The organism is Marinifaba aquimaris (assembly GCF_013328345.1).
Classification (GTDB): Bacteria; Pseudomonadota; Gammaproteobacteria; order Enterobacterales; family Alteromonadaceae; genus Marinifaba; species Marinifaba aquimaris.
On the sequence record NZ_JABULX010000014.1, the window covers coordinates 1 to 25,058 of the forward strand.

The following is a 25,058-nucleotide window of genomic DNA, read 5'->3' on the forward strand; positions in this document are numbered from 1 at the left end:
TCAGAAGTGAAACCTAATAGCGGCGATGGTAGTGTGGGAGGTCCCATGTGAGAGTAGCACACTGCCAGACTCCTATTTTGAAAACCTGACTTATGTCAGGTTTTCTTCGTTTAAGCGCTTTCATTTTTCTTAAACGAATTACAGTTTTTGTCTAGCGACCATAGCGTTAGGGTACCACCTGAATCCATCTCGAACTCAGAAGTGAAACCTAATAGCGGCGATGGTAGTGTGGGAGGTCCCATGTGAGAGTAGCACATTGCTAGACTCCTCTTCTAAAGCCCGGTACAGAGTACCGGGCTTTTTTGTTTTTACTTTCAGTATTAAATCTTCAAATTTTTAAGTAGCGTCTATCTTTAACTGGATAATTACTAGGACCGGATGCTTAATTTTGGTGTTATCAAACCTCAAGGCACTATTGAGCGATTTAAGGCTTTGGCTGCTTACCTTTGTTATCTTCATTGGCTTATCAATTACAGAATACTCACTGGAAAAGAGACATTTAGAGTCTGAGCTTAATAAGATGAGTGATGGGCTGATCACGGTCAGTAAATTCACTGAAAACCGTATGACTCAAATGAAAAATGGCGATTTTTTATTTAGAGAAATTGGCGCAACAGGACAGCTACCAATACAGGAACAAATTAAGTTCCAGCTAAACTCTAAGTGTATATTAGTCGACCAAGAAAAATCAATACAGAAAATGCTGCTAGCGTGCCAACGGTTCCTTTAATTGAGGTTGCTGCTTTGGGTATAGACGCTAAGTTAAGGTTATTAAACTACTGCCTAGCTATTAATGAATTAGCTGGACTTAAAAACGATTTTGCATTGATAGAACGTGATTTGTTTTTTGTCGTTAAGATCAATCATCCTGTTGCGCTTAAACAGAAGCTATCTGTACAGGATGATTATATTGCCGATCATTCTGGGCTAATGTTTTCCAGAATTGCCCCTGTACGCGCTTTGATTTCAGAGCAATTCACCTTAAGACGAGTCGGTAATGAGATCCATCCTGATATTAGTACTAATATCGTTTCGAGAGACAACTTGCTTTCCAATATTGACAGCTACTTTCCTTTAAACAATAAAAATGAAGTTTTCACTGGATTTGCTGTAAAGGATGCAACTATTGATGAGTTTTAGCCTTACGATCTGCAAATTAGAGATTTACTCGATAATGTCACTATTAATCGAGTCTGGTTGATTAAACAATCTGTTATCTATCTAGTATTAAGTTTGATTTCGGCTTTAATGCTTTCGAGAGTACTGAAGGTAATTAACAGTCACTTCGAGATAAGAAATAAGTTGTTTGAAAATGGCTTTTGTATCTTGCATCAGCGCAGTCAAAGTGAGCTACTTGAGTTAGCTGATTCCAATCTTTTTACTCATAGAAAGTTTAGCCAAGTTGAAATTACTTTGTTTAATCAAAACCTTCGAAAAAAATTTTGATTAAAAAATGCAGCTTTTTGCCGTATCAGTTTACTTAATCGAGAGTATATGTTTTTAATTACGTCTATTTCTCAGCCTAAGGTTTCCAATGAGTTTATTTCTGCTTTACTCATTCACGATACAACGGTGACAGAAACGGTTGTATCGTGAATGAAAAGATCTATAAGTATGATCAACTAACCGGTTTACCGAATAGAGTTGAAATTGAAGAACTGCTTAAAGAGTTACAAGAAGAAGATCGTTTGTATGTCTTTGCCAGTATCGAATTAGATCATTCTAAGACGCTTAACGATAATTTTGGCCACCAATTTGAAGATTTAGTACTGCAGACGTATTCTAACTTTCTACAAAATAATTTTGAGTTGAAAGAAAACGATAGGATCTTGCGTTTAGGTGGTGAGGAGTTTTTGCTGCTTCTAGAGTTAGATAACATTGTTGGCTATAACGCTTTTGCTGAGTCTATCGCACGTAGGTTGAATAGCTTCAACAAAGAAAGTATTTCTGCCAGTGCAGTTGTCATGGTTTGGGATACTAAAGATACTGGGTTTGACCAGCTATATCCTAAGGTTGACCAGTTGCTTTACAAAGCAAAAGAAGCAGGGCGAAAGCGTGTTTGTTACTTAGATAATGATGGCAATGAACAATTTGTGATAGCCGATTTATAGCCTGTACCGTCATTCAATTTATTCATCACTTAGTAGTCGCTGGTCACCGATTATATTGTGACAACCTCCAGCAAAACTGGCTTAATGACTCGACTGGCATAAAAATGGATTGTCTTCATTTATGTTAGTGTTCAAACGGATATCAATTGTTGATTATGAGTTAGCGCGATAAAGTATCTCCGAGTACAATCGACTATCCCATATCAAGGATAATTTAACCGGAGAATTCATGTCGCAGTTAATATTAAAAACCGACTCATTTTCACAATATCAAGGGGAAGATAACGCTTATCCAGAAGTATTATCTTTTGCATTTGAACAAGAAGTCGATTGGGATGAGGCTGAACTGCTGTTGAGTATCTGGTTAAGACAACAAGCATTCGAAGTTCAGGAGTTTATTCTAGGAGCAGATAGGCTCTGCTGGCGCTTAACTTTTGCAGGTTACGCGTGTTTATTTAATGCCGAACTTTTAACTCAATCATTTTGGTTTGAGTTTGAAGACAAGATCACACTTGAAGCATTTAAGATGGCGTTCTAAGTGACTTTAGTTCATTTTTTAACAGCTAATTTACCGTGTTTTGTTAGATAAAATTATGTAGATAAACACGTGAAAACAAGCACTTTTTTCTATGTTCAGCTATTTTTATTGAATAGACTTTTTTGAGGTGGTTTTATTGATGGTGAGAATATGCAAGTTTTCAGTTGTGCTATACACCATTATTACTTTATTCACCCTGCCTTTATTTGCTTCAGAGTTTAAGCCTGCAACGACGAGCCTTACATCAAACGAACAGCAGTTAATCGATAATGATTTTATCTATATTGAAACAGATAAAGATTTGTCTATTTCTGAAGTCATGTCCAATCGGCAATTAATTGATTGGCAAGATATCTCAGCAAACCAAGCACTGATGTTAGATCATCAACAAGCTTATTGGTTTGTTTTCAGGTTAAGCAATGCATCAGCGGAATCTCAATTTCGCTATTTAGTGCTCGCCGAAACCACCTTAGAGTTTGCTCAACTATATGGGCTAGACTTAACAAATCGACCAAGTTTGATTGCAGAAGCTGGTTTTTCACAATCGCTAGAACAAAGAGAGCTAGCTGACAGTAAGTTAACTTTTCCGATTTCATTGAAACCTGCCGAGAGTAAAACATTTTTACTTAGAGTCGAGCACGATGCCTTTTTTAAGACCGAATTAAGACTCTGGCAAGCAAAAGCGCTAATACAACACAACAGTATCTTAAATATTGCTGTGGGCTGCTTTTTAGGCGTGTTATTAATCATGAGTTTATATGCCCTCATGGTGTTCAAAGCCACACGTGATATTTGTTTTGTTTTTTACGCTGGGTTTTGTATTTGTTTTCTTGTTTTCTACGCCGGTTATTCTGGGGTAATTCAGCATTTATGGCCAACAAAAAGCCTTGTAGTATTGAAACAAGCAACCTTGGTTTGCTTGGCGTTAGCAGCCAGCTTAGTGTGTTGGTTCAACATTCATTTCCATCAAATCAAACCACAACAAATTTTATTACATAAGCTTTTTTCCGTGTTGGCGATAACAGGGATCTTGATGGCCTCTACTGTTTGGCTTTTCCCGCATGTAGTGCAACTTGGTATTTTAGTTTTCCTAGTGATTAGCTGTTGTTTGGTCTCGCTTTATGCCGCTTTATCTGCATGGAAAAATACCATAGAACACAGTCTTAATGTTGTTATTGCGTGGTCAATATTATTGTTTGTTGCTGTGGTGACATCTGCTGAGCTCAGTGGTTTAGCCGCGAATATCAAACGAGTTGATTATTTTATCGTACTTACTCACTTTGTTAGTTTCTCACTACTGTTCGGCAACTTGATGCACAGAGTGAAGAGCAGTCAGTTACAAAGCTTGACGGCTAAAGAAAAAGCGATGCAGCACTATCGTATGTTCCACGATATTTACCAGCATGCAGTAGAAGCACATTACACAACGACAGAACACGGTGAAATAGTAAGAGTTAATGCCGCATTTGTTGAGGTACTGGGCTATGACAGCTATCACCAGTTGGTTGATGAAAATCCAAACATCGCTGATTTCTATTTAGAACTCAAAGATAGAGAAGCATTATTAAAGCGTGCCAAGCAAGAACAGAAAGTCTTGGGTTACCAGTCTCAATGGCGTCGTCGCGATGGGCGAAATATCTGGGTCTCTATCAACCTTAGATACGAAGAAGGCACCATGGATGGAAATGTACTTATTGGCTCTTTTATGGATGTTACTGAAAGCAAACGCGCGGAACGTCAGTTAGAGTTTATGGCTACACACGACTCGCTAACTGGTTTGTTAAACAGACGAGAATTTGAAAAGCGTTTAAATGCCGCCTTAATCGATTGTGATGAAAACACCAGCCATACCTTGCTCTATATGGACCTAGATCAATTTAAAGTGGTGAATGATACCTGTGGCCACAAAGCTGGGGATATTTTATTAAGGCAACTTACCGAAGAACTGCGCGATGTAATGGATGATAAAAATACGATTGCTCGACTCGGCGGTGATGAGTTTGGTGTTCTGCTTTACGATATGGTTGATGATGAAGCCTTTGTTTATGCCTACAAGTTAAAACAAGTTGTGCAAGATTTTAGGTTTGTCTGGGATCGTCGCGTTTTTACTATAGGCATTAGTATAGGTATGGTTGAAATTAACGACGCATACCTGTCTATCGATGAGGTTTTAAGTATTGCTGATACTGCGTGTTTTACTGCTAAAGAAAAAGGCCGCAATCGGATTCACTCGTATTCTGAGTCAGATGAGGACGTTAAACGACACCACGCTGAAATGGAACGCGTCACGCAAATTAATCAGGCATTAGAAGCCAATGCTTTTTATCTTGAATACCAAACCATTTACTCTATTCACCATGTTGAAGGCTTACACTACGAGCTTTTAATCCGCATGAAAGGGCCTGATGGTTCTGTGGTATCGCCTGGCGAGTTCTTACCTGCTGCAGAGCGTTATAATTTAATGTCGCACATTGACCGTTGGGTTATAAATCATTACTTCAATTGGTTAGCGATGCATCCTGAACACATGGATAAATTAGATAAAGCATCGATTAATTTATCGGGTCCTTCTTTAGCTGATGAAGATATGCAGATGTATATTTTGCAAGCTTTTGAGCGTTACCACATTCCTTATAATAAGATCTGTTTTGAGATCACAGAAAGCTTGGCCATTACTCAGCTTGATCGCACTTTGAGCTTTATCAAAACTTTTAAAGGTTTGGGTTGTAAGTTCTCGTTAGATGATTTTGGTAGTGGCTTCTCATCCTATGGCTATTTGAAAAATTTACCAGTCGATTATTTAAAAATTGATGGTAGTTTTGTCAAAGACATGTTGCTTGATCCGATAGATAGAGCAATGGTGAAATCTATCAATGAAGTTGCTAAGGCGATAGGTATGGTGACCATAGCTGAGTTTGTTGAATCAGAGGAAATTCTGGCTGAATTAAAAGAAATTGGGGTCGATTATGCACAAGGTTATGTTATTAACCGACCTCAGGCATTGTCGAATCTCATTGAATAATGGACTAAATTCTCGCGGTGGTGAATTTTAGTGAGTTAGGGTTATTTAGATTTTTGAACTAGGCTTTATTCAAATAATAAATTGAATTCAGAGTCTTATGCTGTCCATCTCTAAGTTGATTTATCGACTGTCATTACTATTACTGACAATTTTTCTTGCTAGCTCACAACTTAGTGCTGCAGAACTACAGTGGCGGACGAATCCAACTGAAACCTGGCAGCCACTTCAATCTCAGCAGTTTCATCTTTCACACGAGCAGCCTATTGAACTTAAAGTGAGTTTAGAACGCGCTCGTTATTTTTTGATCGATAGTAACAAAGTACACATTCAAGACTTGAGCGAGCAAGTTGCTTTGCCTTTAGCAACTAATTCAGGGCAGGTGTATCAGTTAATTGCGCAACAAACTTACCACCTTAAACTAACTAGTTTGGTTCCTACCGAAGTAAGTATACAAATACTGACAACAGAGCAGCTGATTGCCTATCAAGGTCAGAGAACCTGGCTTTGGGCTGTTATGTGCTCAATTGTTGTTGTACTGGCGTTATATGCGGTGATCAGTGGACGACTGTGGCAAAGACAAAACCATTATTTATTTTTGGCTGTGGCTTTGGCGTTATTAGCCTTTTTGGGTTACGAGTCGGGATATTGGGCAAAACTGCTTAACATTCCAATGAGTGAAAATTCAGCATCAGGTTTTTCATTATTTGGCTTATTGCTGGCTGCAGCCTACCTGGCACTTCATCGAACCTTACTCGTTGGGCAAACATTTGAGCCTTGGTTAGATAAAATATTAACTTATAGTTTGGCCCTACCTCTGCTTGCTGCACTAGCTTGTTTGTTTTTACCTGCGAATGTGGCTTATCAAATGATGCTTTGGTTAATGCTAACCTGCCTTTTTATTGGTTTAGCATCGAGTTTATTGACCGCCCCAAAGAGTATTTCAGATGTTTCATTTCACGGCTATACAGCAAGTTGGGCAATCGTATTACTGGTTTGGCTGGTATTTATTGCCGAATCTTTATTGGCCGTCTTCTTAATTGATGATTATTGGTTGAGCTGCGCTTTTGTCATGCATGCGTTTGTCATGTTATTGATGTTGGCTGAGTGGCGTATGGGGCAAGTGAAAAAAACCATTGCTAAATATACAGCTCAGCACAACAAGCAGCAACAGAGTGTCTATGCTGCAACGCATGATCAACTCACGGGGTTACCTAGTCAGTTAGCCCTTGCTAACTATTTTGATACTTTAATTAGTAGAGATGATCACCAAGCGCTTAACTTGGTTGTCTTCAAAGTGAAAGACTTCCAACATATCAATCAAAGCCTAGGCTTTATTACAGGTGATACGGTATTAGTGCAAATTGCGAAACGGTTAAACCTGTTTTTAGCTGAGCGCAGTGATGTGGTTTGTATTGAAGCTCTGGAATACGATAATCAAGCTTTGGTTTCACTGGGCGGAGTGAGGTTCGCGTTTCTGGCTAAGGCTGAAAAAAATAGCCCGTTATTGAAAAGTTTAAATAAAAAAATCAATGCAATTTTACCTGAACCTATAGTGATCGAATCTCAAGTATTTGATTTTGATGGCTGCTTTGGCTGTGCTGAGTACCCTAAACAGGGGATTCAATTTGAGGATTTACTGCATAAGGCTAATACGGCTTTAGAGCATGCTGCACTGAACCATTTAGTCGTAGCGCAGTATCAAGATGAGTTAGAGTTGATCACAGCTTCACAAAGAGAACTGGTAATTAACCTAAAGCAAGCTATCGAAGCGGGGCAACTGAAACTGTTTATTCAGCCTATTTTTGATATCAACACTAAAGCCATTATTGCTGCCGAAGCGCTGATTCGATGGCGACACCCTGAACGTGGTTTAATTAAACCCGCTGAATTTATTGAATTAGCTGAGAAAAGCCAAGTTATTTATACCTTAACTCGCTGGGTCATGGCTCAGGCTGTTAAACGGGTTGCCACCTGGTTAAGCCAAGGCATTAAAATAAAAATATCGGTCAACTTATCGAGTAAAGATTTACTCCAGCCTGAAATTGTCGACTACATCAGCCAACAACTTGCCACAAATCAAGTGGCGCCAGAGTTACTCAATTTAGAAATAAAAGAAGCGGCACTACTTGAAGCGCCTGACAAAGCTTACCAAACTATCATACAACTCAATGAGTTAGGGGTAACAGTGGTCATTGATGATTTTGGACAAGGGTTATCTTCATTGGCCTATATTCGTAAGTTGCCGATTGCGGGTTTAAAAATCGACGCGCAAACCGTTGCTAGTCTATTCCAAGGTGATCGTTCACGCACGATAGTGGCGGTGATTATTGATATTGGAAGAAACCTTGAATTAGACGTGATTGCAGAAGGAGTAGAAGACAATGATGTGCAGCATAAATTGATGGAAATGGGTGTCACTCAAGCACAAGGCTTTTTATACAGTAAACCATTTGAAATTGAAGGTTTTATTGCTTGGTATAAACGCTGGAGTAGTGGCAGTTTAAGTTAAATATTGCTATCGATGTAAAATATAGTTAAAACAGTAGGATAATAATAAAAATAGATTTGCCATGAGATTTTACTTCTTTCAGTTCACGTTTTTTATTTTCGCCTTATTTTTCTGTTCACTCACTTTGGCTAAAGCTGTTCAAATAAGTGCTATTGCGGACCCTTCATTAGCAAAATGTATTCAAACTCAGCTAGGTAAGCAGAACGTTTCTGATTTGGCTTTGCTGACCAAACTAAAATGCCATAAAAAAGGTATCAAAAACCTAGCTGGTATCGAACAATTAGCAGCATTAAAAACACTGTCTCTGTTTGGCAATGACATTGAACAAGCCGATTTACGCCCTTTAGTGCAATTAGAACACCTTAATCTTGCGAATAATCAACTGAAAAAAGTGCAACTAACAGGTTTGGCAAAGCTGCAAAAACTCTACTTATTCAAGAATAAACTCACTACTGTCGACTTTACTAGCTTGGCTGAATTAACCCTGCTTAGAATGAATAATAACGCTTTAACGCACTTGTCTATTGAACCTTTGGTTGCTTTAAAAAAAGCTTATTTTTTTGATAACGAATTAGCTGACTTAAAGGTAGCGAATTTAAAAAAACTCACCTTCATCGATTTAAAGCACAACCCTATGCCAGATGAAGTCTATGACCGTTATGATGCCATCGAAGGCATTACCATCATTCACGATGGCAATGCTGATGATTGGTAGCCTTACTTTAATTGGTAACTGACGGTGGCATGCCAGCTAGTGATGTCCTCATCAGACCAAAAGCCGACTTTTTGTTGTACTTTGGCATTGAAGTCGACATAAGTGAGTTTAGCTTCCCAACGGCGATTGAATCGATAAGCTAGCTCTAAATCTAATTCGTTACCTAAATCTTGCCCTGTGGTGTAGCGCTGGATTTGATGGTAATTAGCGTGCCAGCGCCATTTTTTATAGCGACCCTTATAGCTGAAATATAAGTCTTCTAGATTCGTTTGATAAGCAAATGCATATGACCAACCAAAAAATTGGTTATCACCCAAACCTGTCATAAAACCGCCGCCGTCTTCGGCACTTAAGATATCGTGGTTGATGCTAAATTGGTGGCTTTTGTATTGAACTCCGGCAGATAGGAAACGAAACCAAGCGCTATAGTCCAGTGGGCTATTGTGAGCATCGGTTTGATAAGCCGCTTCAACGACATATTGATACTTGAGTTTACCTGGCTTGAACGTATCTTCTATTCTGATCCCTGTTGTTGTCGATGATAGCCAATCAACATCTTGGTTTTCCACATCATAGTAATATGCCGATAAACTGAGGTCTTGTTCGGTAATATAGTTTAGATTTAGCAAGTGGGCTGATATGTCATGTACGCCGAGTTCGAAAGGCGGCCTAACAGCATCGGGGTGATAACGAATATCGTCTTTGTCGAGCTTACGCCTTGCATCTCTACCCAGCACTCTGTGTACCTTGGTAGCGTAGGCATAATCTAGCTTAAAGTTTATTTGATTATTGTATTGCGCTGATACTGCTGAGAAAGTATGAGGTGTTTGCCAATAATCAACTGTGTCGATATGTCGACCATCGTTAAACTGAATGTTTTGTCTACCCAGTTTGAACTGCCAGTTGTCTAAACCTTTATAAGCGATAAAGCCCTGCGGTAAGTTAGCTCCCGGTGGATCTAAAATTGGGAACGTATCTCTAACAACCGTAATCGAGTTATAGTCATCTTCATTGTAGCTGTGAACATAATTGGGTTGCAGTAACAATTGCCAATCTTCTTCATCATCTAAATGCCAGCTAGAAGTGAGCCTAAACATAGTGGTAAAGGCTTGTGCATCCCCAAGCATTTTATTATCTATATCTTGGTAACGGGTACGCATAGTTAACTTGTGTTCACCAGCCACGTGTTCTGCTAATACTTGTTCGATTGGGTTAGCCAGTCCGGTTAAGGGCAGTAAAGCGCCCAAACTTAATATCGTTATTATTGTTTTTTTCATCGTTAACTTGGTTGTTGCCAATCTTGCAGTCTTACACATAATCCTTTGGATAGTACGTCTTCACTTGGTTCTCCAATAGCAGAACCACCTTCATCTTCAATAGTGATCACCAGTGAATGAGAGTCTTTTATCAATCGCCATTGTGCTTGTGTCAGTAGAATCTGGTGTAATTGTCCTTGCTGAGGAATAACACTCAAGCTCCTCGCTTGTTGGTCTGATTTCGAAATAGCCCATAGCTCCATCGTTTGGTCTGTATCTAATTCTGGCTGATTCACAATATTGAGTATCAGTTGTAAGTTTTCACCATAGGTGCTGGCAACGACATGGGCTTGCTCCTGTTCATCGGTTAATACTGCAACATAACTCAAGCTGGTTGGCTGTGTTGTTAATTGAGGGTAATAGAGCATACCGATAAATAGCATGGAAAAAGCAAATGCGTAAGCTAACTTGGCCTGACTAAATTGTTGATAAAGTCGTTTCCATATCGCTAATTTAGGGGCTTCAAATCCCAGTTGCTCAGAGCTATTTTGCCAAGTCTGAGGCTTAGGCTCGATTGCTTGAGTTTGTTGGTTAAGACCGATTAATCGGTTTTGCCAAAAGTGTATATTCTCTTCTAATACATCGACCTGTTTACGCAAAGTGTCAACTCTTTTACTCACGTGTGGTGTTAATGTCCCCAATACATAATTGCTGGCTAAGTGCTCAACAATGGCAGGGTGGCTGTAGCGGTTTATTGAGTTAGGCATAGTTTTAAACTCCCTAAACCACGACGAATCCAAGACTTAATTGTATTGACTGGGGCTTTAAAGTAATCAGATATTTCATCTCGGCTGCAGCCGTAAATATAAGCCATGATGATACTTTGGCTATGGTGATCGGATAATTGAGATAGGCAGCGATCGAGCTGCTTTTTATCGAGCTCTGCCAAGTTAAATGCGGCTGTTTGCGATACAGTAGGGCTGTCGTGAAACTCATCAAATGTCAGTGTATTGTGATTTTGCCTGCGTTCTAAATGTCTGAGTCTGTCATAAGCGCGATAGCGGACAATAGATGCTAACCAAGTAAAGGGCTCTCCTTTGTCTGCTCGGTATTGATGGCAGTTTTGCCATATTTGGATAAAGGCTTCTTGCAATACTTCATTGGCACAATCTAAATTTTGTGTGATCCGGTAAGCTATGCCGTTTAGCTGAGCTGAGGTTAATTGATAAAGTTGCTGAAATGCTTGTCGATCACCCAGTTGGCATTGGCCAATCAGTAAGGTTAACTGCTTAGCAAGATCGTGTTGCTCTGCTGAGTTCATACTGCTTATGTTCCTTCATATTGAGCTTGTTATTTTTATCATTGCTCAAAAACGAGTATCGCTTAAATGGCGGTGAAGAGCCACTTTTATTAACTGTGGCTCTTCTAGGGGCTTATAGGTGGGTTATGGACGCAATAACGACCAAACACCTAAGTAGTTTTCACCTGTTGTATCTTGTGCAGAGGTATCTGTGACAAAGAAATATAAAGGTTGTCCGTCATAAGCCCATTGCATATAGCCACCTGCTCGTTCAATGATTGAATAAGGCGCTTGCGCAACATCGTCTTCAGTGGCTAACAGTGGTGGCCAAGCAGCCGCACAGTCACCCGTACAAGCGCTGCGCCCATTGCCATCTAAGCCATAGTTATACAAAGCAAAACCTGTTTTGTCTTGTAGCTCAGGTTGGCCGTTAATAAGTACGCTGACCTCGCCTTGAACTGTGATTACCGTTTCATCTTCATAAGCTTCATTGATAAAAGCAGTGGTCGCACCCACTTCTACTTCTGTATCTGTTTCTGTCTCAGTAACTACTGGTGCTTCTTGAGCTTGTTCAGGGTTTTCAAACGCTTGTGTCCAAATATCATTAACTCTGTGACCAGTAGTATCGCCGGCTTGCTGATCGCCAATGAATAAATAGAGTGCTTTTCCTTGGTAAGCCCACTGATTCATACCATTATTCAGTTCAATAATACTGTATGGTTCTGAGGCAAGTGCGCCTGCTTCAGCTAAAATCGGAGGCCAAGCATTGATACAATCACCTTCACAAACTGATTCGCCAATTGGGTCAATATCGAAGGTGTAAAGCGTGAAACCATCTTGTGCAAGTCGAACCTGAGTTTGCTCGTCTCCAGCAACGGTGTAAGAGTATGTTGTGTAATTGCTCACTAAAGTCGACTGACCATTTACATCTGTAATTCTGATTGGCATAGGGCGAGCTAAATGCCAGATACCGTCTACTGCATCACCACTGATATCTCCTTGACTACTATCTGATTGGAAAGTGTAAAGCGCTTGACCGCGATAAGCCCATTGTTGTGTCCCATCATCTCGAACGATAATCGTCATATCAGAAGTCGCTTCAGCGCCATCACCCGCTAAAAGCGGTGGCCAAAACGTAGTACAGCTTGCAGTTGTGGTACAGTTTGAGCTACCCACAGTATCGTTCGCTAAAACGTAGAGTGAAAGACCAGATTCGGTAACAATGATTGAACCTTGTTCTGCTAATTCAATCACATTTGGAGCATTCGTTTGAATAGGGTAGTCGTCAGTGATGTTGTAATCATCTGTTGCGGTTTCGGTGTCTTGGGCAGAGCGAACCGTATTTCCGTTATTTGATGAGCCGCCACAAGCGGCTAATGTAGCTATTGATAATGCGCATAGCGAAAATTTGAGTGCTGTTTTCATCGGGTATTTCCTTATTGTTATTAATTGTTCAACAAGGATTACGCCGTTAAAAAAGAAAAGTTGCGGTCAAAAATAAAAAAAGATGCAAAAAGCATCTTTTTTTATTTTTTATCTGATTGGAAGACGAGTTACACGTCTTCTAAATCATCGTCTTCATCTAGCTCAAGTGGTTCTGGTGATAAAATCACACCTGTGCTATCAGCGTAAATATAATCGTCTGGTAAGAAGGTAACACCTGCAAAATTCACCGCTGCATCAATTACGCCAATACCATCTTGGGCTGCACCAACAGGGATTGACGCCAGCGCTAGAATACCTACTTCAGCTTCATCTAAATCATCAACATCGCGCACGGCACCGTTGCAGATAATACCACTCCAGTTGTTGGCAGATGCCATTTCAGCTAGCTCAACACTTATCAATGCACGGCGGATAGAACCTCCCCCATCAACAAGTAGCACTTGGCCAGTACCATCTTCAGACAGTACTTTTTCAATTAAGCTATTATCTTCAAAACATTTGACGGTGCGAATTTTCCCGAAAAAAGAAGAAATGCCCCCGTAGTGAGCGAAGATAGGTTCGAGTACATCTACTAAGTCTGTGTACTGATCGCAAAGGTCTGAGGTTGTGAAGTCCATATGTGCCACTCAATGATTGGTTTAAGCTCAGTATATATGATGTGAAGCTTGATACAACGGGCTAAGTTAAAAATCCTTCATTGTCACTAAGTTGCATAGAATTGGTCAAAAAAGCGTCATAATTGCCATCTAGAGTGTGCACCTGTATGAATGCGTAATATAGGTTGATGGACAGGATGAACTTTTTAGCCGCTACTGACAGCCAGCTGTTTACTTGGCTATTTTCACATACAAAGAACCGTTCTATCACTTGGGTCCGCTTGGTCTCAAAAACAGGTGATGGTCATTTGTATATAGCACTTGCAGTGCTCCTGTTATTGATTGCTGAACAAGGTCAAAACTTTCTTGTTTTAGGTTTGCTTGCTTTTGCTATTGAGTTGCCCCTTTACTTTGTACTCAAGCGCAGTTTAAAACGAGTTAGACCAAGTGATGCGATCATTTCTGCTCATATAACGCCTTCAGATAAATTTAGCTTGCCTTCAGGTCACACTGCAGCTGCCTTTGTAATGGCATTTACGCTCAGCCATTTCTATCCTGTATTAGCTCCCTATTTATATGCATGGGCGAGTCTAGTCGGGTTATCAAGGGTTTTACTTGGGGTTCATTACCCTGGGGATATCATTGCAGGTGCGTGTTTAGGGCTTGCTTCTGCCAGTTTGGCAGTCAATTTAGTAAGTTAATATTGTACAGTTTAGGTTGTAGATGAAAATTTTGTATGGAGTGCAAGGCACAGGGAATGGCCACATTAGCCGCGCACGTATTATGGCTAAATGCTTCAACAAGCTTGGTGTTGATGTCGATTACATCTTCTCTGGTCGAGCAAGTGATAAATATTTTGATATGCAAGAATTTGGAAATTATCGCAATTTCCAAGGCATGTCTTTTTCGAGTAAAAGTGGTGAAGTAAAGGTCTTCGATACGCTGAGGCAAGTTAAGTTAGGCCAGTTTTGGCAAGACGTTAATAACTTAGACCTATCCCAATATGATGTTGTCTTAAATGATTTTGAGCCAGTGACGGCTTGGGCAGCGAGGCGTCAAAATAAGGCCAGTATTGCGATTTCTCACCAAGCGTCTTTTAACTATCCGGTACCTATGCAAGGCGCGAAGTGGACAGATAAACAACTATTGCGTTATTTCGCCCCGGCAAATGTGCACTTAGGTGTGCACTGGTATCATTTCGGTCATACCATTATGCCGCCGTTTATTGAACCATTTGAAGCGAGTGCCAACAAGCAAAATAAAATCTTGGTTTACCTGCCATTTGAATCGTTAAATCAAGTGACACAATTATTAACCGCTTACAGTGATTACGAGTTCTATTGTTATCACCCTGATGCCGATGATCACACTTTTGATAACGTGCATTATCGCGCGCTATCTCGTGATGGCTTTAAACGCGATTTAACCGACTGTGCTGGCATTATTGCCAACGCGGGGTTTGAATTATCAAGTGAAGCCATTTTCTTAGGTAAGCGCTTATTGTTAAAACCGCTGAATGGCCAATTTGAGCAAAGCAGTAATGCTCATACGTTAGATATGTTGGGTTTGGCGACAACGATGGAAAGCTTAGACTCAGAATCAGTTGATTTGTTTTTACAAGGCGGTGAGTCCGGCAAAGTGATATTCCCGAGTGATCCCAAGCCTGTGGTTGATTGGTTGCATCAAGGTGATTGGTATTCGCCCAATAGCTTGGTTAATGAGTTATGGCAACAAGTTGAGTTTCCAACTCAAGTCAGTGATAGATTGAAACGCCTTAAGTTTGGATAGTATTGACTGGTGCTTTTACCAGCGAAAAAGAAAAAAGCCGTGATAGATGATCACGGCTTTTTAGTATCTGGCATCGAGAGATAAATTACTCAGATGTTTGTTCACGCCCAAGCAAGGCTAATGCCGCTGCTTGTGGTGGTTTATCTTGGTAAAGTACTTGAAAAATTTGCTCGACAATTGGCATTTCAACACCTGCTCGCTGAGCGAGTAAGTAAACTTCTTTGGTGTTGCGGTAGCCTTCGACGACCTGACCAATATCGGCGATGGCTTTCTCAACTGAGTTACCTTTACCTAAAGCAAGGCCAAAACGGCGGTTGCGAGATTGATTATCGGTACAGGTTAATACTAAATCGCCCAAACCAGCCATACCCATAAAGCTAGACTGTTCAGCGCCAAGTGCAGCACCAAGGCGGCACATCTCAGCAAGGCCTCGAGTGATTAATGCGGTTCTAGCATTAGCACCAAAGCCAATACCGTCTGCCATGCCCGCTCCAATTGCGATTACATTTTTGACTGCGCCACCGAGTTGAACACTAACAAAATCTTGGTTGGTGTAGACACGGAAGCTCTTTTCACAATGCAGTAAGTTGGAAAGGGTTTTGGCAAAGTCATCATCAGTAGCGGAGATTGAAATTGCAGTAGGTAGACCTACGGCCATCTCTTTAGCAAAAGTTGGGCCCGATACAACCGCTAAAGCCGTTTCTTCACCCAGCTTTTCACGAGCAACTTCTTGCAATAAACGACCTGTTTCCGGCTCTAAGCCTTTAGTTGCCCATGCAATATGAGCATTTGCACGCAAGCTTGTTTTACTTTGTTCTAAAACATCGGCAAAAGCGTGGCTCGGAACGACGACTAAAACGTTATCACTTTGTGATACGGCATCAGACAGGTCGTCGGTCAAACTTAGGCTGGCTGGAAATTTTGCGCCAGCAAGGTAACGCTCGTTTTCTCCGGCTTGTTGCATTTGAGCGACATGCTCACTATTGCGTCCCCATAATAAAACTTGATGGCCATTTCGGGCGATACAAATAGCGAGCGCGGTGCCATAAGACCCCGCGCCCAATACTACAACATCAAAACTGTTTGATGACTGTGTCATTTATGAATCCAATTTTTCTGGAGCTTCAGCCTGTGCTTGTTGAACTTGAGCTGCACGTTGCTGTAAGTACTGAGCAAACATTGCATCGAAGTTAACTGGAGCTAAGTTAAGCGCAGGGAAAGTACCGCGGTTAACTAAGTTTGAAACCGCTTCACGAGCATATGGGAATAACGTGTTAGGACATAAAGAACCTAAAGCGTGAGCTAAAGCTTGCTCGTTGAAGTTAGCGATACCAAATAAACCAGCTTGTTGAACTTCAGCCAAGAATGCAACGTTTTCACCTAATTTAGCTGTTACCGTTACTGATAAAACTACTTCGTAGTTGTTGTCATCAATCTTGTTGCTCTTAGTGTCTAAGTCTAAGCTCACTTCAGGCTTCCACTCTTGTGTGAAAACTGTTGGTGTATTTGGTGATTCAAAAGAAATATCTTTTACGTAGATACGTTGAATGTTGAATACAGGCGCTTGAGCTTGTTCTTCAGTTGCTGCTGCATTTTCTGGTGTTTGATCAGTCATAATCTTACCTTTTAATTTTTAATTATTGTTATTTAACTATTGAGTAATGGCTCAAGTTCACCTTGTGATTCTAAGGCAAATAAATCATCGCAACCGCCAATGTGGCGATTGTTAATAAAAATTTGTGGCACAGTTTGTCGACCACTTAATGAGACCATCTCTGCTCTTAACTCGGGCTTAGCTTCAATATCTATATTTTTGAAGCGGGTTCCTTTACTCGCCAATAACTGCTTAGCGCGTTTACAAAAGGGACACCAATCTTTGCTGTAGATCGTGACCTTAGCCATATCTTAACCTTTAGCTACGGGGAGGTTAGCACTGGTCCATGCTGTCATACCACCGTCTAAAATGTTTACTTGTTCAAATCCAGATTGAGCAAGCTTAGTTGCTGATTTACCAGCAGTCATACCTGTTTGGCAAACAACAATAATTGGGTTTTGTTTTGATTTTTCAAGCCCTTTGAGTGTTTCTTGCTCAATTTGTTGCGGACTCAGTAATTTTGCACCTGTAATGTGCCCTTTTTTGTAGTCTGCATCTGGGCGGATATCAACAACAACTGCATCTTGTTTGTTGATAAGTTGAGTGAGCTGTTGGGTATTCACTCGGCCAAAAGCGGCAAACTTGCTTTGCATTAAGTTGTAAATCAGCGCAAAGAAAAGTACTAACCAGATACCCATCATGATTGGGTGATTGGCGAAAAAGGTTAAGTATTCGTTCATTTTAACTACCGTAAATTGCTAAATTGTGGCGATTATACAATGAAAAACTGCAAAATAACCCCAGATTCATGGTTAACTTTTAATTCGCCGCTTTTTTACCATCAATTAACCAACAAAAAGCCACTTTTCTAGTCAAAAACAGTGTAAAATGTTCGGCAATTTTTATGAATTTGTACGCTTAGATTGACGCCATGAGTTATATTTTCATATGGGCTCGCGACAATCAGCAAATCACTTATTAGATGGGGATGTTAGATGTCTAACGCAAAGAAACCTTTAGTATTAATCATTATGGATGGTTGGGGTTACCGTGAAGCCTCAGAATCAAACGCAATTCTCGCTGCTAAAACGCCCGTTTTAGACAAGTTATGGCAAGATTATCCAAGTACATTAATTTCAGGTTCAGGCCTAGATGTAGGTTTACCTGATGGTCAAATGGGTAACTCAGAAGTAGGTCACGTTAACTTAGGTGCAGGTCGTATCGTTTATCAAGATTTCACTCGCATCACTAAAGATATCCAAGATGGCGGTTTCTTTGAAAACCCAACATTAGTTAATGCAATTGATAAAGCCGTTTCTGCAGGTAAAGCCGTGCACCTAATGGGCTTATTGTCACCGGGTGGTGTTCACTCTCACGAAGAGCATATCCAAGCTGCAATTGAGCTAGCGACGAAACGCGGTGCAAAAGAAGTATACGTTCACGCATTTTTAGATGGTCGTGATACACCACCTCGAAGTGCTGAAGCGCCACTTACTGCGCTTGATAAGCAATTTGCCCAAACGGGTAACGGTCGAGTTGCTAGTTTAATTGGTCGTTACTACGCAATGGACCGTGATAACCGTTGGGATCGCGTTCAATCTGCTTATGACTTATTAACGTCAGGTAAGGCTGAACACAGCTTTGCAACAACGGCTGAAGGTTTAGCAGCTGCTTATGCTCGTGACGAAAACGATGAATTTGTTGCTGCAACTGTTATTACTGATGACCAAGGCCAAGCTGCAACTGTCAATGACGGTGATGCGTTAATTTTCTTAAACTTCCGTGCCGATCGCGCACGTGAAATTACGCGTGCTTTTGTTGATAGCGACTTTGATGGTTTTGACAAAGAAAAAGCGCCTGCACTTGCTGAATTTGTCATGCTGACACAGTACGCAGCAGATATTGAAGCACCTTCTGCTTATCCACCAGAAGATTTGGTCAATACGTTCCCAGATTGGTTAGCGCAAAATAATAAAACGCAATTGCGCATCTCTGAAACAGAGAAGTACGCTCACGTGACTTTCTTTTTCAGTGGTGGTCGCGAAGACTTATATGAGGGTGAAGAGCGTGAATTAATTCCTTCACCGCAAGTGGCGACATACGACTTACAACCTGAAATGAATTCAGAAATGTTGACGGATAAGCTATGTGAAGCGATTCGCAGCCAGAAATTTGATGCCATTATTTGTAACTATCCAAATGGTGACATGGTTGGTCATACCGGTGTTTACGATGCGGCAGTCAAAGCGTGTGAAGCGGTCGATGCATGTATCGGTCGTGTTGTTGAGGCATTAGAAGAAGTGGGCGGTGAATGTTTAATTACGGCTGACCACGGTAATGCTGAACAAATGGTTAATCCACAAACTGGACAAACACATACTGCACATACAAGTGAGCCAGTGCCTTTCATTTACTTCGGTCGTAATGCTAAAGTTATGACTGAAGCAGGTAAATTAAGTGATGTTGCACCAACTATGCTCCACCTTATGGGTATGGAGCAGCCTGAAGAAATGACAGGCAGCAGTATCATGCAGTTAGCAGATTAAAGAGGCAGGCTATTAAGCTTTTCGCTCATTTTTTTGGCGTGTTAAGCGCTAAATACCAATCAATACCCCGAGACATTTTTTTGCTCGGGGTTTTGTTATTGGGCTTGTGTAGTTTTGCTGCACATGCCAATGACAAGGATGAAAAAGAGCGCAAGCAGCAACAAACGGAAAAGAAATTATCGCAAGTGCAGGCGCAAATTAAAAAAAAGCATGCACAAATTAGCAAGCAAACAACAGAGCAGGGCAAGATTGAAAAAGCCCTCAAGCAGACTGATTTACAAATTGGTCAAACCGCTAAATCTTTACGCGAAACTCGAGCAAAATTGGCTGATGTTAAACTCAAATTAAAAACGCTCGAAAGTAAAAAAGTTGAATTAGAAGAAGAAAAATCTCAACAGTTAGAAGTCTTATCCGCACAAGTCAAAAGCGCTTATCAAGTGGGCCACCACGATTATTTGATGATGCTGCTTAATCAAGAGTCCCCCGGTAAATTAGAGCGCGTACTGAGCTACTACCAATACTTAAACAAAGCTAGAGTGGGCATTGTTGAATCACTAAAAGCTACAATCACTGAGTTAGATGCAATAAAGCTTGAATTAGATGGGCGCCGAGAACAATTGGCAGAGCTGTTAACGGAACAATTAACTCAAGAAACTGAGCTCAACACTTACAAACAAAAACAGAAAAAAGCACTGGCTCGATTGAAAAAAGTACTTCACGATGAAAGTCGTAAACTCGCCCGTTTAAAAGAAAGTGAAACTGCGCTCACCGAGACGATTAATGAGCTTGCCGAAGCAATTGCTCAATTGCCTACTGTTGTTGAGTTGACTGGCTTAGCAAAATATATGGGTAAACTAGCTTGGCCCGCGGAAGGTAAAGTCAGACAGTTATTTGGCAAGCGAAAACGCGGTCCATTGCGTTGGAAAGGTAACCGAATCGACACCAAACTCGGCAGCGCGGTAAATGCAATTCACGCTGGTCAGGTCATTTTCTCTGATTGGATGAAAGGCGTTGGCTTAGTGATGGTTATTGACCACGGTGAAGGCTATATGAGTCTTTATGGGCATAACCAAACACTGTTAAAAGATGTTGGCGAGATGGTTGAGCCTGGTGAGCCTATTGCTTTGGTTGGTCAATCTGGTGGCCAAAACTTCCCTAACCTGTATTTTGAGATCCGCCACAAAGGTAAGCCCGTAGATCCTAAAAAGTGGTGCCGCAGTTACTAACCTGAGTTAACAGCTTAAAACTGCTGCGATATAGCGTTAGATAAACCACAAAACTGAACTTATCTGTGTTAAGTTTGCCCTAAAGACATATATTTGTCTGACAACCAAAGACTTAGGATGAGAGTTTAACCATGAACATGATCAAATTAGCATTTATCTGTTTGCTCGCTATTGCGTTATCAGCTTGTCAAACCACCTACAACCCAGAAACGGATGCCAGCCCTAGCTACAATTTTGCCAAAGTAAAAACATTTGCCATTGTTGGTGATGAAGACAATAAAAATATCTTACTCAGTGATATAGATCGAGAGCGAATTAATAGTGCGATTGTTCAATCTTTAACAAACGCAGGTAAGCGTCAAGTTGATGAAAAAGATGCAGACGTGCTGATTGCATACTTTGTTTACACCAAGGATAAAACACGTGTTTACTCAACGGGTGTCACAGCGACTTATTGTTACCACTGTATATATCGACCTGCGCCGACTGTTCATGTCAGAAATTACACAGAAGGTACCTTGATTGTCGATATGATAGACAGAGAAACTGATAAGAGTATCTGGCGTAGTTCGCTGAGTAAATCAGTGAAGAAGACAGATAATGCTCAAGAAAAACAGCAAAAAATTCAAGCAATTATCGATAGCATGATCAAGCAGTTACCGCAGGCTTAGTCAGACGTTAATTTAACAATCTAATTTTTCTGTTTAAAGGCGATCTCTTGATCGCCTTTTTTATTGCAAAAAGATGAAATAGTGATTGGGGTACTAACAACATTTTGCTAACATCTGAGACGATAATAATAAGGATAAATTATGACTCGTTTCATCAGCGCTGCCTTCTGTTTTCTCGCGCTATTAATAACATCCGTAAACGCCGCTGAAATAGCCGTTATCATTGATGATATCGGGTATAAAAAGAGCGATGTTCAAGTTTTAGCGCTACCGCAAGAAGTCACTATTGCGGTATTGCCTCATACCCCTCACGGTAACGATATTGCGCGAAAAGCGGCAGTACAAGGTCGTGAAGTCATGTTACATATCCCCATGGAATCTTTGGCCGGTTTGAAGCTCGGTCCAGGTGGCCTAGTCAGCGACATGTCTGAACAGGCGATGCGCCAACAAATTGCTTTGAATATTGAATCTTTGCCTTTTGTTGTTGGGGTTAACAACCATATGGGCAGCAAGCTGACCCAGATGTATCAACCAATGAAAGTGCTGATGCAAGAGTTGGCTAAAAATGATTTATATTTTGTTGATAGTCGCACTACGCGATTCACCTTAGCAGAAGGTGTTGCAAAAGAGTTTGGTATCAAACATTGGCGACGAGATGTCTTTTTAGATGCTGAGCAAACTGAAGCGTTTGTCCGCAAGCAGTTTGCTCAATTGCTAAGAACTGCAAAACGCACAGGGTTTGCTGTTGCTATTGGTCATCCATATCCAGAGACGATTAAAGTTCTCACCGAAGAATTTGCCAAGTTAGATCAACAAATTTCCATTGCCCGTGTTTCAAAATTACCAGTGTTAAAAGCGACAGAGCGCTATGCTTTGTTACCTTCTAACGCACAGCAAGTGATTGCAGACTAGGTTTTTGGCTATGGCATATTGGTTGATGAAAAGTGAACCCGATGCATTTAGTATTGATGACTTAGCAAGTCGTCCAGAGCAAACTGAGCACTGGGATGGCGTGCGAAATTATCAAGCGCGCAATATGATGCGAGACCAAATGAAAATGGGTGACCGCATATTTTTCTACCACTCGGGCTGTAAAGTGCCTGCAATTGTTGGGGTTGCTGAAGTCGTTAAAGAATCGTATCCAGACTTTACTGCATTTGATGCCAGCAGCAAATATTACGACCCAAAATCGACTGAAGAGAACCCGCGTTGGTTTATGGTTGATGTCAAATTTGTTGAGAAGTTTAAGCGTGCAATCCCATTGAAACAGCTTAAAACTATGCCCGAACTAAATGAATTAGCACTTGTTAAAAAAGGCTGTCGTTTGTCTATCATGCCCGTTGCTGATCACGAGTGGCAAGCCATCAGTAAGCTAAATCAGTAACGTTAGCTACCTAACTCGCCTACTTCGGTTGCTGAGAATTCAGCTACAAAATCAATAAACTGCTGCGCTGGCATAGGTTTGGCAAACCAGTAACCTTGAATTTCATGGCAGCCAATATTTTTCAAATATTGTTTGTGCTCTATTAACTCCACCCCTTCAGCAATTAACGTCAGCGATAAGTTATTACCCAGTTCAACTATTGTGTTAACAATCGCGCGTTCCGTTTCGCTATGATGCATGGTCTTAATGAACGCTTGGTCTATTTTCAGTTTATCTATCGGAAACTGGCTTAAATAGCTCAATGATGAGTAGCCTGTACCAAAGTCATCAATCGATAACATTACACCTAAAGCTCTGAGTTTATTGAGCTCTTCAATGGTATCTCGCTCATTTCCTAAAATCACGCCTTCTGTTATCTCTAGCTCTAGATGTTTGGCATCTAGCCCTGTACTTACGAGTGTTTGTTTTACTTGCTCGATAAATTGAGGATGCTTGAATTGTCTTGGCGAGATATTAACGGCCACAACTAAATCACTATAGCCCTGTTGGTGCCAGCGTTGAGTGAGCTGACAAGCTTGATGCAATATCCATTCACCCAATGGAATGATTAACCCGGATTGTTCTGCGATTGGGATAAACTCAACGGGTGAGATCCATTCGTCTTGATGTTGCCAACGGATCAAGGTTTCCATGCCGATAATGCGGTTGCGTTGAATATCGAGCTGAGGCTGAAAATGTAACGCTAAACTTTGCTCCGCAATCGCGTGTTTTAATGCTTTGGTTAAATACATTTGCCTGTCGAGTTGGGCACCTAAATCATCGCAGTAAATGACGAATGAGCTGTGAGGGTTTTTAATGGCACTGTCCAGCGCAGAGCGAGCGTGTTTGACTAGGGTATTTTTATCTTTGCCGTGAATGGGGAAGCAACTTAGACCAAAATCAAGTTCGACTAATAAATCACCAAACTTGGTTTCTAGTGGTTGCTCTACATGTTTAGCGAGTGCCTGATAAAAGCTTTGCAATGCTTCTTTTTCTTGTTCATAACAAGTAATAATGCTGAATGTGTGCTCGGCAAGGTGGAATAGATGAACCTTGTGATCGGTTTGTTGCTCAATAAATTGCGTTAGCCTTCTTGCTAATGCTTTGATCGTTGCCGTAGAGCAGTCTACACCCTGACTTGAAACGAGACGCGAAAAATCTCGAACTTCAATCAATGACAAACTAAATTTTTGCTCAGCACTGATCAACTCAGATATAAATTCGAGTTGTTTGTAGCTGTTGGCCAATTTAGTTGTTTGATCGTGATACGCTTGAAAACTGAGCTTCTGCTTAGCCCGCTTTTCACCAGTAATATCTCGGATATGTAAATCAAAGGCATTTTCATGCTCTAACCAATGTACCTCAGCTGATAAATGCAGGGGCTCGATATCGTATTCTACTTTGTCAAAGTGCTTTTCATGGTTGCGTAAACGCTTCGTTAATATACTCAATTCAGGTGGCAAAATATCCGAGAGTTGACTGTCTTCGCGTTTTAAACGCTTGAGTAAGATATGAGACGCTGGGTTTGAATAAACGATATCGAGTGATTCATTTAAACTCAAAATAGGGTTGGGGTTGGCCGTGGTAAACAATGCAAGGCGACGACTTTTAGCCGATGCCATCAAATAAGCTTGGCTGGTTTTAGCCATAAAAAAGGTCAGTATAACGATAGAAATACTGTAGATGAAAACCACTAACAAGCTATTGGCAAGCTGTTGTTTATTGTCTGCCTTAGCGCTGTCGACTTGTTCACTAACGAGAGTATACAAGTCATCTACTAGAGGCTTGGCTTGATTTCTTAGCTTGGCTATTTCACTTAAGGTCTCACGAGCTAAATCCCAGTCGGTTCTCGGAGAGGCCATATTTTCATGTAGCGCCAGAGCATGTTCATATAACTGCTCTTGAATATTGCTCAAAGACATAATGGCCGGAGTTTGTGGAAAATACATAGCCAAACGTTCGATTAACTTGGTAGACGCAGAGCATTGTTCTAAAAAGCTGATGGTATAAAGTCTAGGGTCATCACTGGCGTAATATTCGTACAATAAGCGCTCTTGCTCAATAAGGCTTGCTGTGAGCTGCTGCATCACTAAATAACGGGGGATTTGTTTGTCGACGAGTTCGGTTGTGGAGCGACTGACTGCATCGGTGGAGTAATAAACATAGCTAGAAAAGATAAAACCCAGCAGTAAAACAAGGCTGAATACTATGCGTGTCTTGTATTTGATTTTGCTGATAACTGCATCCATGTGAAGAGAAACCTTAGCTATTATCTAGAGTAGATAGGGTAATGAGAAAAAATCTTTCACTACAGCAG

Annotated in this window: 23 protein-coding genes and 1 rRNA gene; 14 read left to right on the plus strand and 10 right to left on the minus strand. The window is 40.8% G+C overall.

Going from position 1 to position 25,058, the window contains the following annotated elements:
* The first annotated feature begins 150 nt into the window (after window positions 1–150).
* The 7 genes from rrf (at window position 151) to HR060_RS10135 (ending at window position 8,895) form a co-directional block, all read left to right on the plus strand.
* Window positions 151–265: ribosomal RNA gene (gene rrf, locus HR060_RS10105) — 5S ribosomal RNA — on the plus strand.
* Between the two features lie 398 nt (window positions 266–663).
* On the plus strand, window positions 664–1,140 hold the full coding sequence (locus HR060_RS10110) for a hypothetical protein (RefSeq protein ID WP_174200178.1): 477 nt from the start codon (window positions 664–666) through the stop codon (window positions 1,138–1,140).
* A gap of 452 nt (window positions 1,141–1,592) precedes the next feature.
* The gene (locus tag HR060_RS10115) at window positions 1,593–2,111 is read left to right on the plus strand and encodes a diguanylate cyclase domain-containing protein (protein WP_174200179.1); all 519 of its coding nucleotides are present in this window, start codon (window positions 1,593–1,595) and stop codon (window positions 2,109–2,111) included.
* A gap of 229 nt (window positions 2,112–2,340) precedes the next feature.
* Window positions 2,341–2,649 carry a DUF3630 family protein gene (locus HR060_RS10120; protein ID WP_174200180.1) on the plus strand — a complete coding sequence of 103 codons (309 nt, stop codon included), beginning with the start codon at window positions 2,341–2,343 and terminating at the stop codon, window positions 2,647–2,649.
* A gap of 139 nt (window positions 2,650–2,788) precedes the next feature.
* A complete protein-coding gene (locus tag HR060_RS10125) occupies window positions 2,789–5,671 on the plus strand; it encodes an EAL domain-containing protein (RefSeq protein ID WP_174200181.1) in 2,883 nt (960 codons plus the stop codon).
* A 97-nt stretch (window positions 5,672–5,768) separates the two neighbouring features.
* Window positions 5,769–8,180, plus strand: coding sequence for a putative bifunctional diguanylate cyclase/phosphodiesterase (locus HR060_RS10130; protein WP_174200182.1), 2,412 nt, complete (start codon window positions 5,769–5,771; stop codon window positions 8,178–8,180).
* A gap of 61 nt (window positions 8,181–8,241) precedes the next feature.
* Window positions 8,242–8,895, plus strand: a complete 654-nt coding sequence (locus HR060_RS10135) for a leucine-rich repeat domain-containing protein (protein WP_174200183.1) — start codon at window positions 8,242–8,244, stop codon at window positions 8,893–8,895.
* Between the two features lie 2 nt (window positions 8,896–8,897).
* Here the strand turns inward: HR060_RS10135 and HR060_RS10140 are convergent, their stop codons facing one another.
* The 5 genes from HR060_RS10140 to rraA form a co-directional block, all read right to left on the minus strand.
* Window positions 8,898–10,172, minus strand: coding sequence for an alginate export family protein (locus tag HR060_RS10140; RefSeq protein WP_174200184.1), 1,275 nt, complete (start codon window positions 10,170–10,172; stop codon window positions 8,898–8,900).
* Between the two features lie 2 nt (window positions 10,173–10,174).
* Window positions 10,175–10,918 (minus strand): anti-sigma factor, encoded by a 744-nt coding sequence (locus HR060_RS10145; protein ID WP_174200185.1) that lies wholly within the window; start codon window positions 10,916–10,918, stop codon window positions 10,175–10,177.
* Window positions 10,903–11,472 carry an RNA polymerase sigma factor gene (locus HR060_RS10150; RefSeq protein ID WP_174200186.1) on the minus strand — a complete coding sequence of 190 codons (570 nt, stop codon included), beginning with the start codon at window positions 11,470–11,472 and terminating at the stop codon, window positions 10,903–10,905. The genes HR060_RS10145 and HR060_RS10150 overlap by 16 nt, the downstream gene beginning before the upstream one ends.
* 123 nt (window positions 11,473–11,595) lie before the next feature.
* Window positions 11,596–12,876, minus strand: a complete 1,281-nt coding sequence (locus HR060_RS10155; RefSeq protein WP_174200187.1) for a COG4315 family predicted lipoprotein — start codon at window positions 12,874–12,876, stop codon at window positions 11,596–11,598.
* A gap of 128 nt (window positions 12,877–13,004) precedes the next feature.
* Window positions 13,005–13,514, minus strand: coding sequence for a ribonuclease E activity regulator RraA (rraA, locus tag HR060_RS10160; RefSeq protein ID WP_174200188.1), 510 nt, complete (start codon window positions 13,512–13,514; stop codon window positions 13,005–13,007).
* 176 nt (window positions 13,515–13,690) lie between these two features.
* On the opposite strand from rraA, the gene HR060_RS10165 reads away from it, so the two are divergent.
* Complete coding sequence (locus HR060_RS10165) at window positions 13,691–14,194, plus strand: phosphatase PAP2 family protein (protein WP_174200189.1); 504 nt, start codon at window positions 13,691–13,693, stop codon at window positions 14,192–14,194.
* Between the two features lie 22 nt (window positions 14,195–14,216).
* Window positions 14,217–15,281, plus strand: coding sequence for an MJ1255/VC2487 family glycosyltransferase (locus HR060_RS10170; protein WP_174200190.1), 1,065 nt, complete (start codon window positions 14,217–14,219; stop codon window positions 15,279–15,281).
* Between the two features lie 85 nt (window positions 15,282–15,366).
* Here HR060_RS10170 and gpsA read toward each other — a convergent pair whose 3' ends face one another.
* From gpsA to HR060_RS10190, 4 genes are read right to left on the minus strand one after another with little or no spacing between them, the layout of a single operon-like run.
* The gene (gene gpsA, locus HR060_RS10175) at window positions 15,367–16,380 is read right to left on the minus strand and encodes an NAD(P)H-dependent glycerol-3-phosphate dehydrogenase (protein WP_174200191.1); all 1,014 of its coding nucleotides are present in this window, start codon (window positions 16,378–16,380) and stop codon (window positions 15,367–15,369) included.
* A complete protein-coding gene (gene secB / locus HR060_RS10180; protein ID WP_174200192.1) occupies window positions 16,381–16,896 on the minus strand; it encodes a protein-export chaperone SecB in 516 nt (171 codons plus the stop codon).
* Window positions 16,897–16,928: 32 nt separating this feature from the next.
* Window positions 16,929–17,183 (minus strand): glutaredoxin 3, encoded by a 255-nt coding sequence (gene grxC / locus HR060_RS10185; protein WP_174200193.1) that lies wholly within the window; start codon window positions 17,181–17,183, stop codon window positions 16,929–16,931.
* 3 nt (window positions 17,184–17,186) lie between these two features.
* Window positions 17,187–17,615: a rhodanese-like domain-containing protein gene (locus HR060_RS10190; protein WP_174200194.1), complete on the minus strand. Its 429-nt coding sequence runs from the start codon at window positions 17,613–17,615 to the stop codon at window positions 17,187–17,189.
* A 255-nt stretch (window positions 17,616–17,870) separates the two neighbouring features.
* On the opposite strand from HR060_RS10190, the gene gpmM reads away from it, so the two are divergent.
* From gpmM to HR060_RS10215, 5 genes are all read left to right on the plus strand, one after another.
* Complete coding sequence (gene gpmM / locus HR060_RS10195; protein WP_174200195.1) at window positions 17,871–19,421, plus strand: 2,3-bisphosphoglycerate-independent phosphoglycerate mutase; 1,551 nt, start codon at window positions 17,871–17,873, stop codon at window positions 19,419–19,421.
* Between the two features lie 98 nt (window positions 19,422–19,519).
* A complete protein-coding gene (locus HR060_RS10200; RefSeq protein ID WP_174200196.1) occupies window positions 19,520–20,647 on the plus strand; it encodes a murein hydrolase activator EnvC family protein in 1,128 nt (375 codons plus the stop codon).
* Window positions 20,648–20,778: 131 nt separating this feature from the next.
* Complete coding sequence (locus HR060_RS10205; RefSeq protein ID WP_174200197.1) at window positions 20,779–21,318, plus strand: DUF4136 domain-containing protein; 540 nt, start codon at window positions 20,779–20,781, stop codon at window positions 21,316–21,318.
* Window positions 21,319–21,459: 141 nt separating this feature from the next.
* Complete coding sequence (locus tag HR060_RS10210; RefSeq protein WP_174200198.1) at window positions 21,460–22,230, plus strand: divergent polysaccharide deacetylase family protein; 771 nt, start codon at window positions 21,460–21,462, stop codon at window positions 22,228–22,230.
* Between the two features lie 10 nt (window positions 22,231–22,240).
* The gene (locus HR060_RS10215; protein WP_174200199.1) at window positions 22,241–22,702 is read left to right on the plus strand and encodes an EVE domain-containing protein; all 462 of its coding nucleotides are present in this window, start codon (window positions 22,241–22,243) and stop codon (window positions 22,700–22,702) included.
* A gap of 2 nt (window positions 22,703–22,704) precedes the next feature.
* Here the strand turns inward: HR060_RS10215 and HR060_RS10220 are convergent, their stop codons facing one another.
* Window positions 22,705–24,990 carry a putative bifunctional diguanylate cyclase/phosphodiesterase gene (locus tag HR060_RS10220; protein ID WP_174200200.1) on the minus strand — a complete coding sequence of 762 codons (2,286 nt, stop codon included), beginning with the start codon at window positions 24,988–24,990 and terminating at the stop codon, window positions 22,705–22,707.
* Window positions 24,991–25,058: the final 68 nt, after the last annotated feature.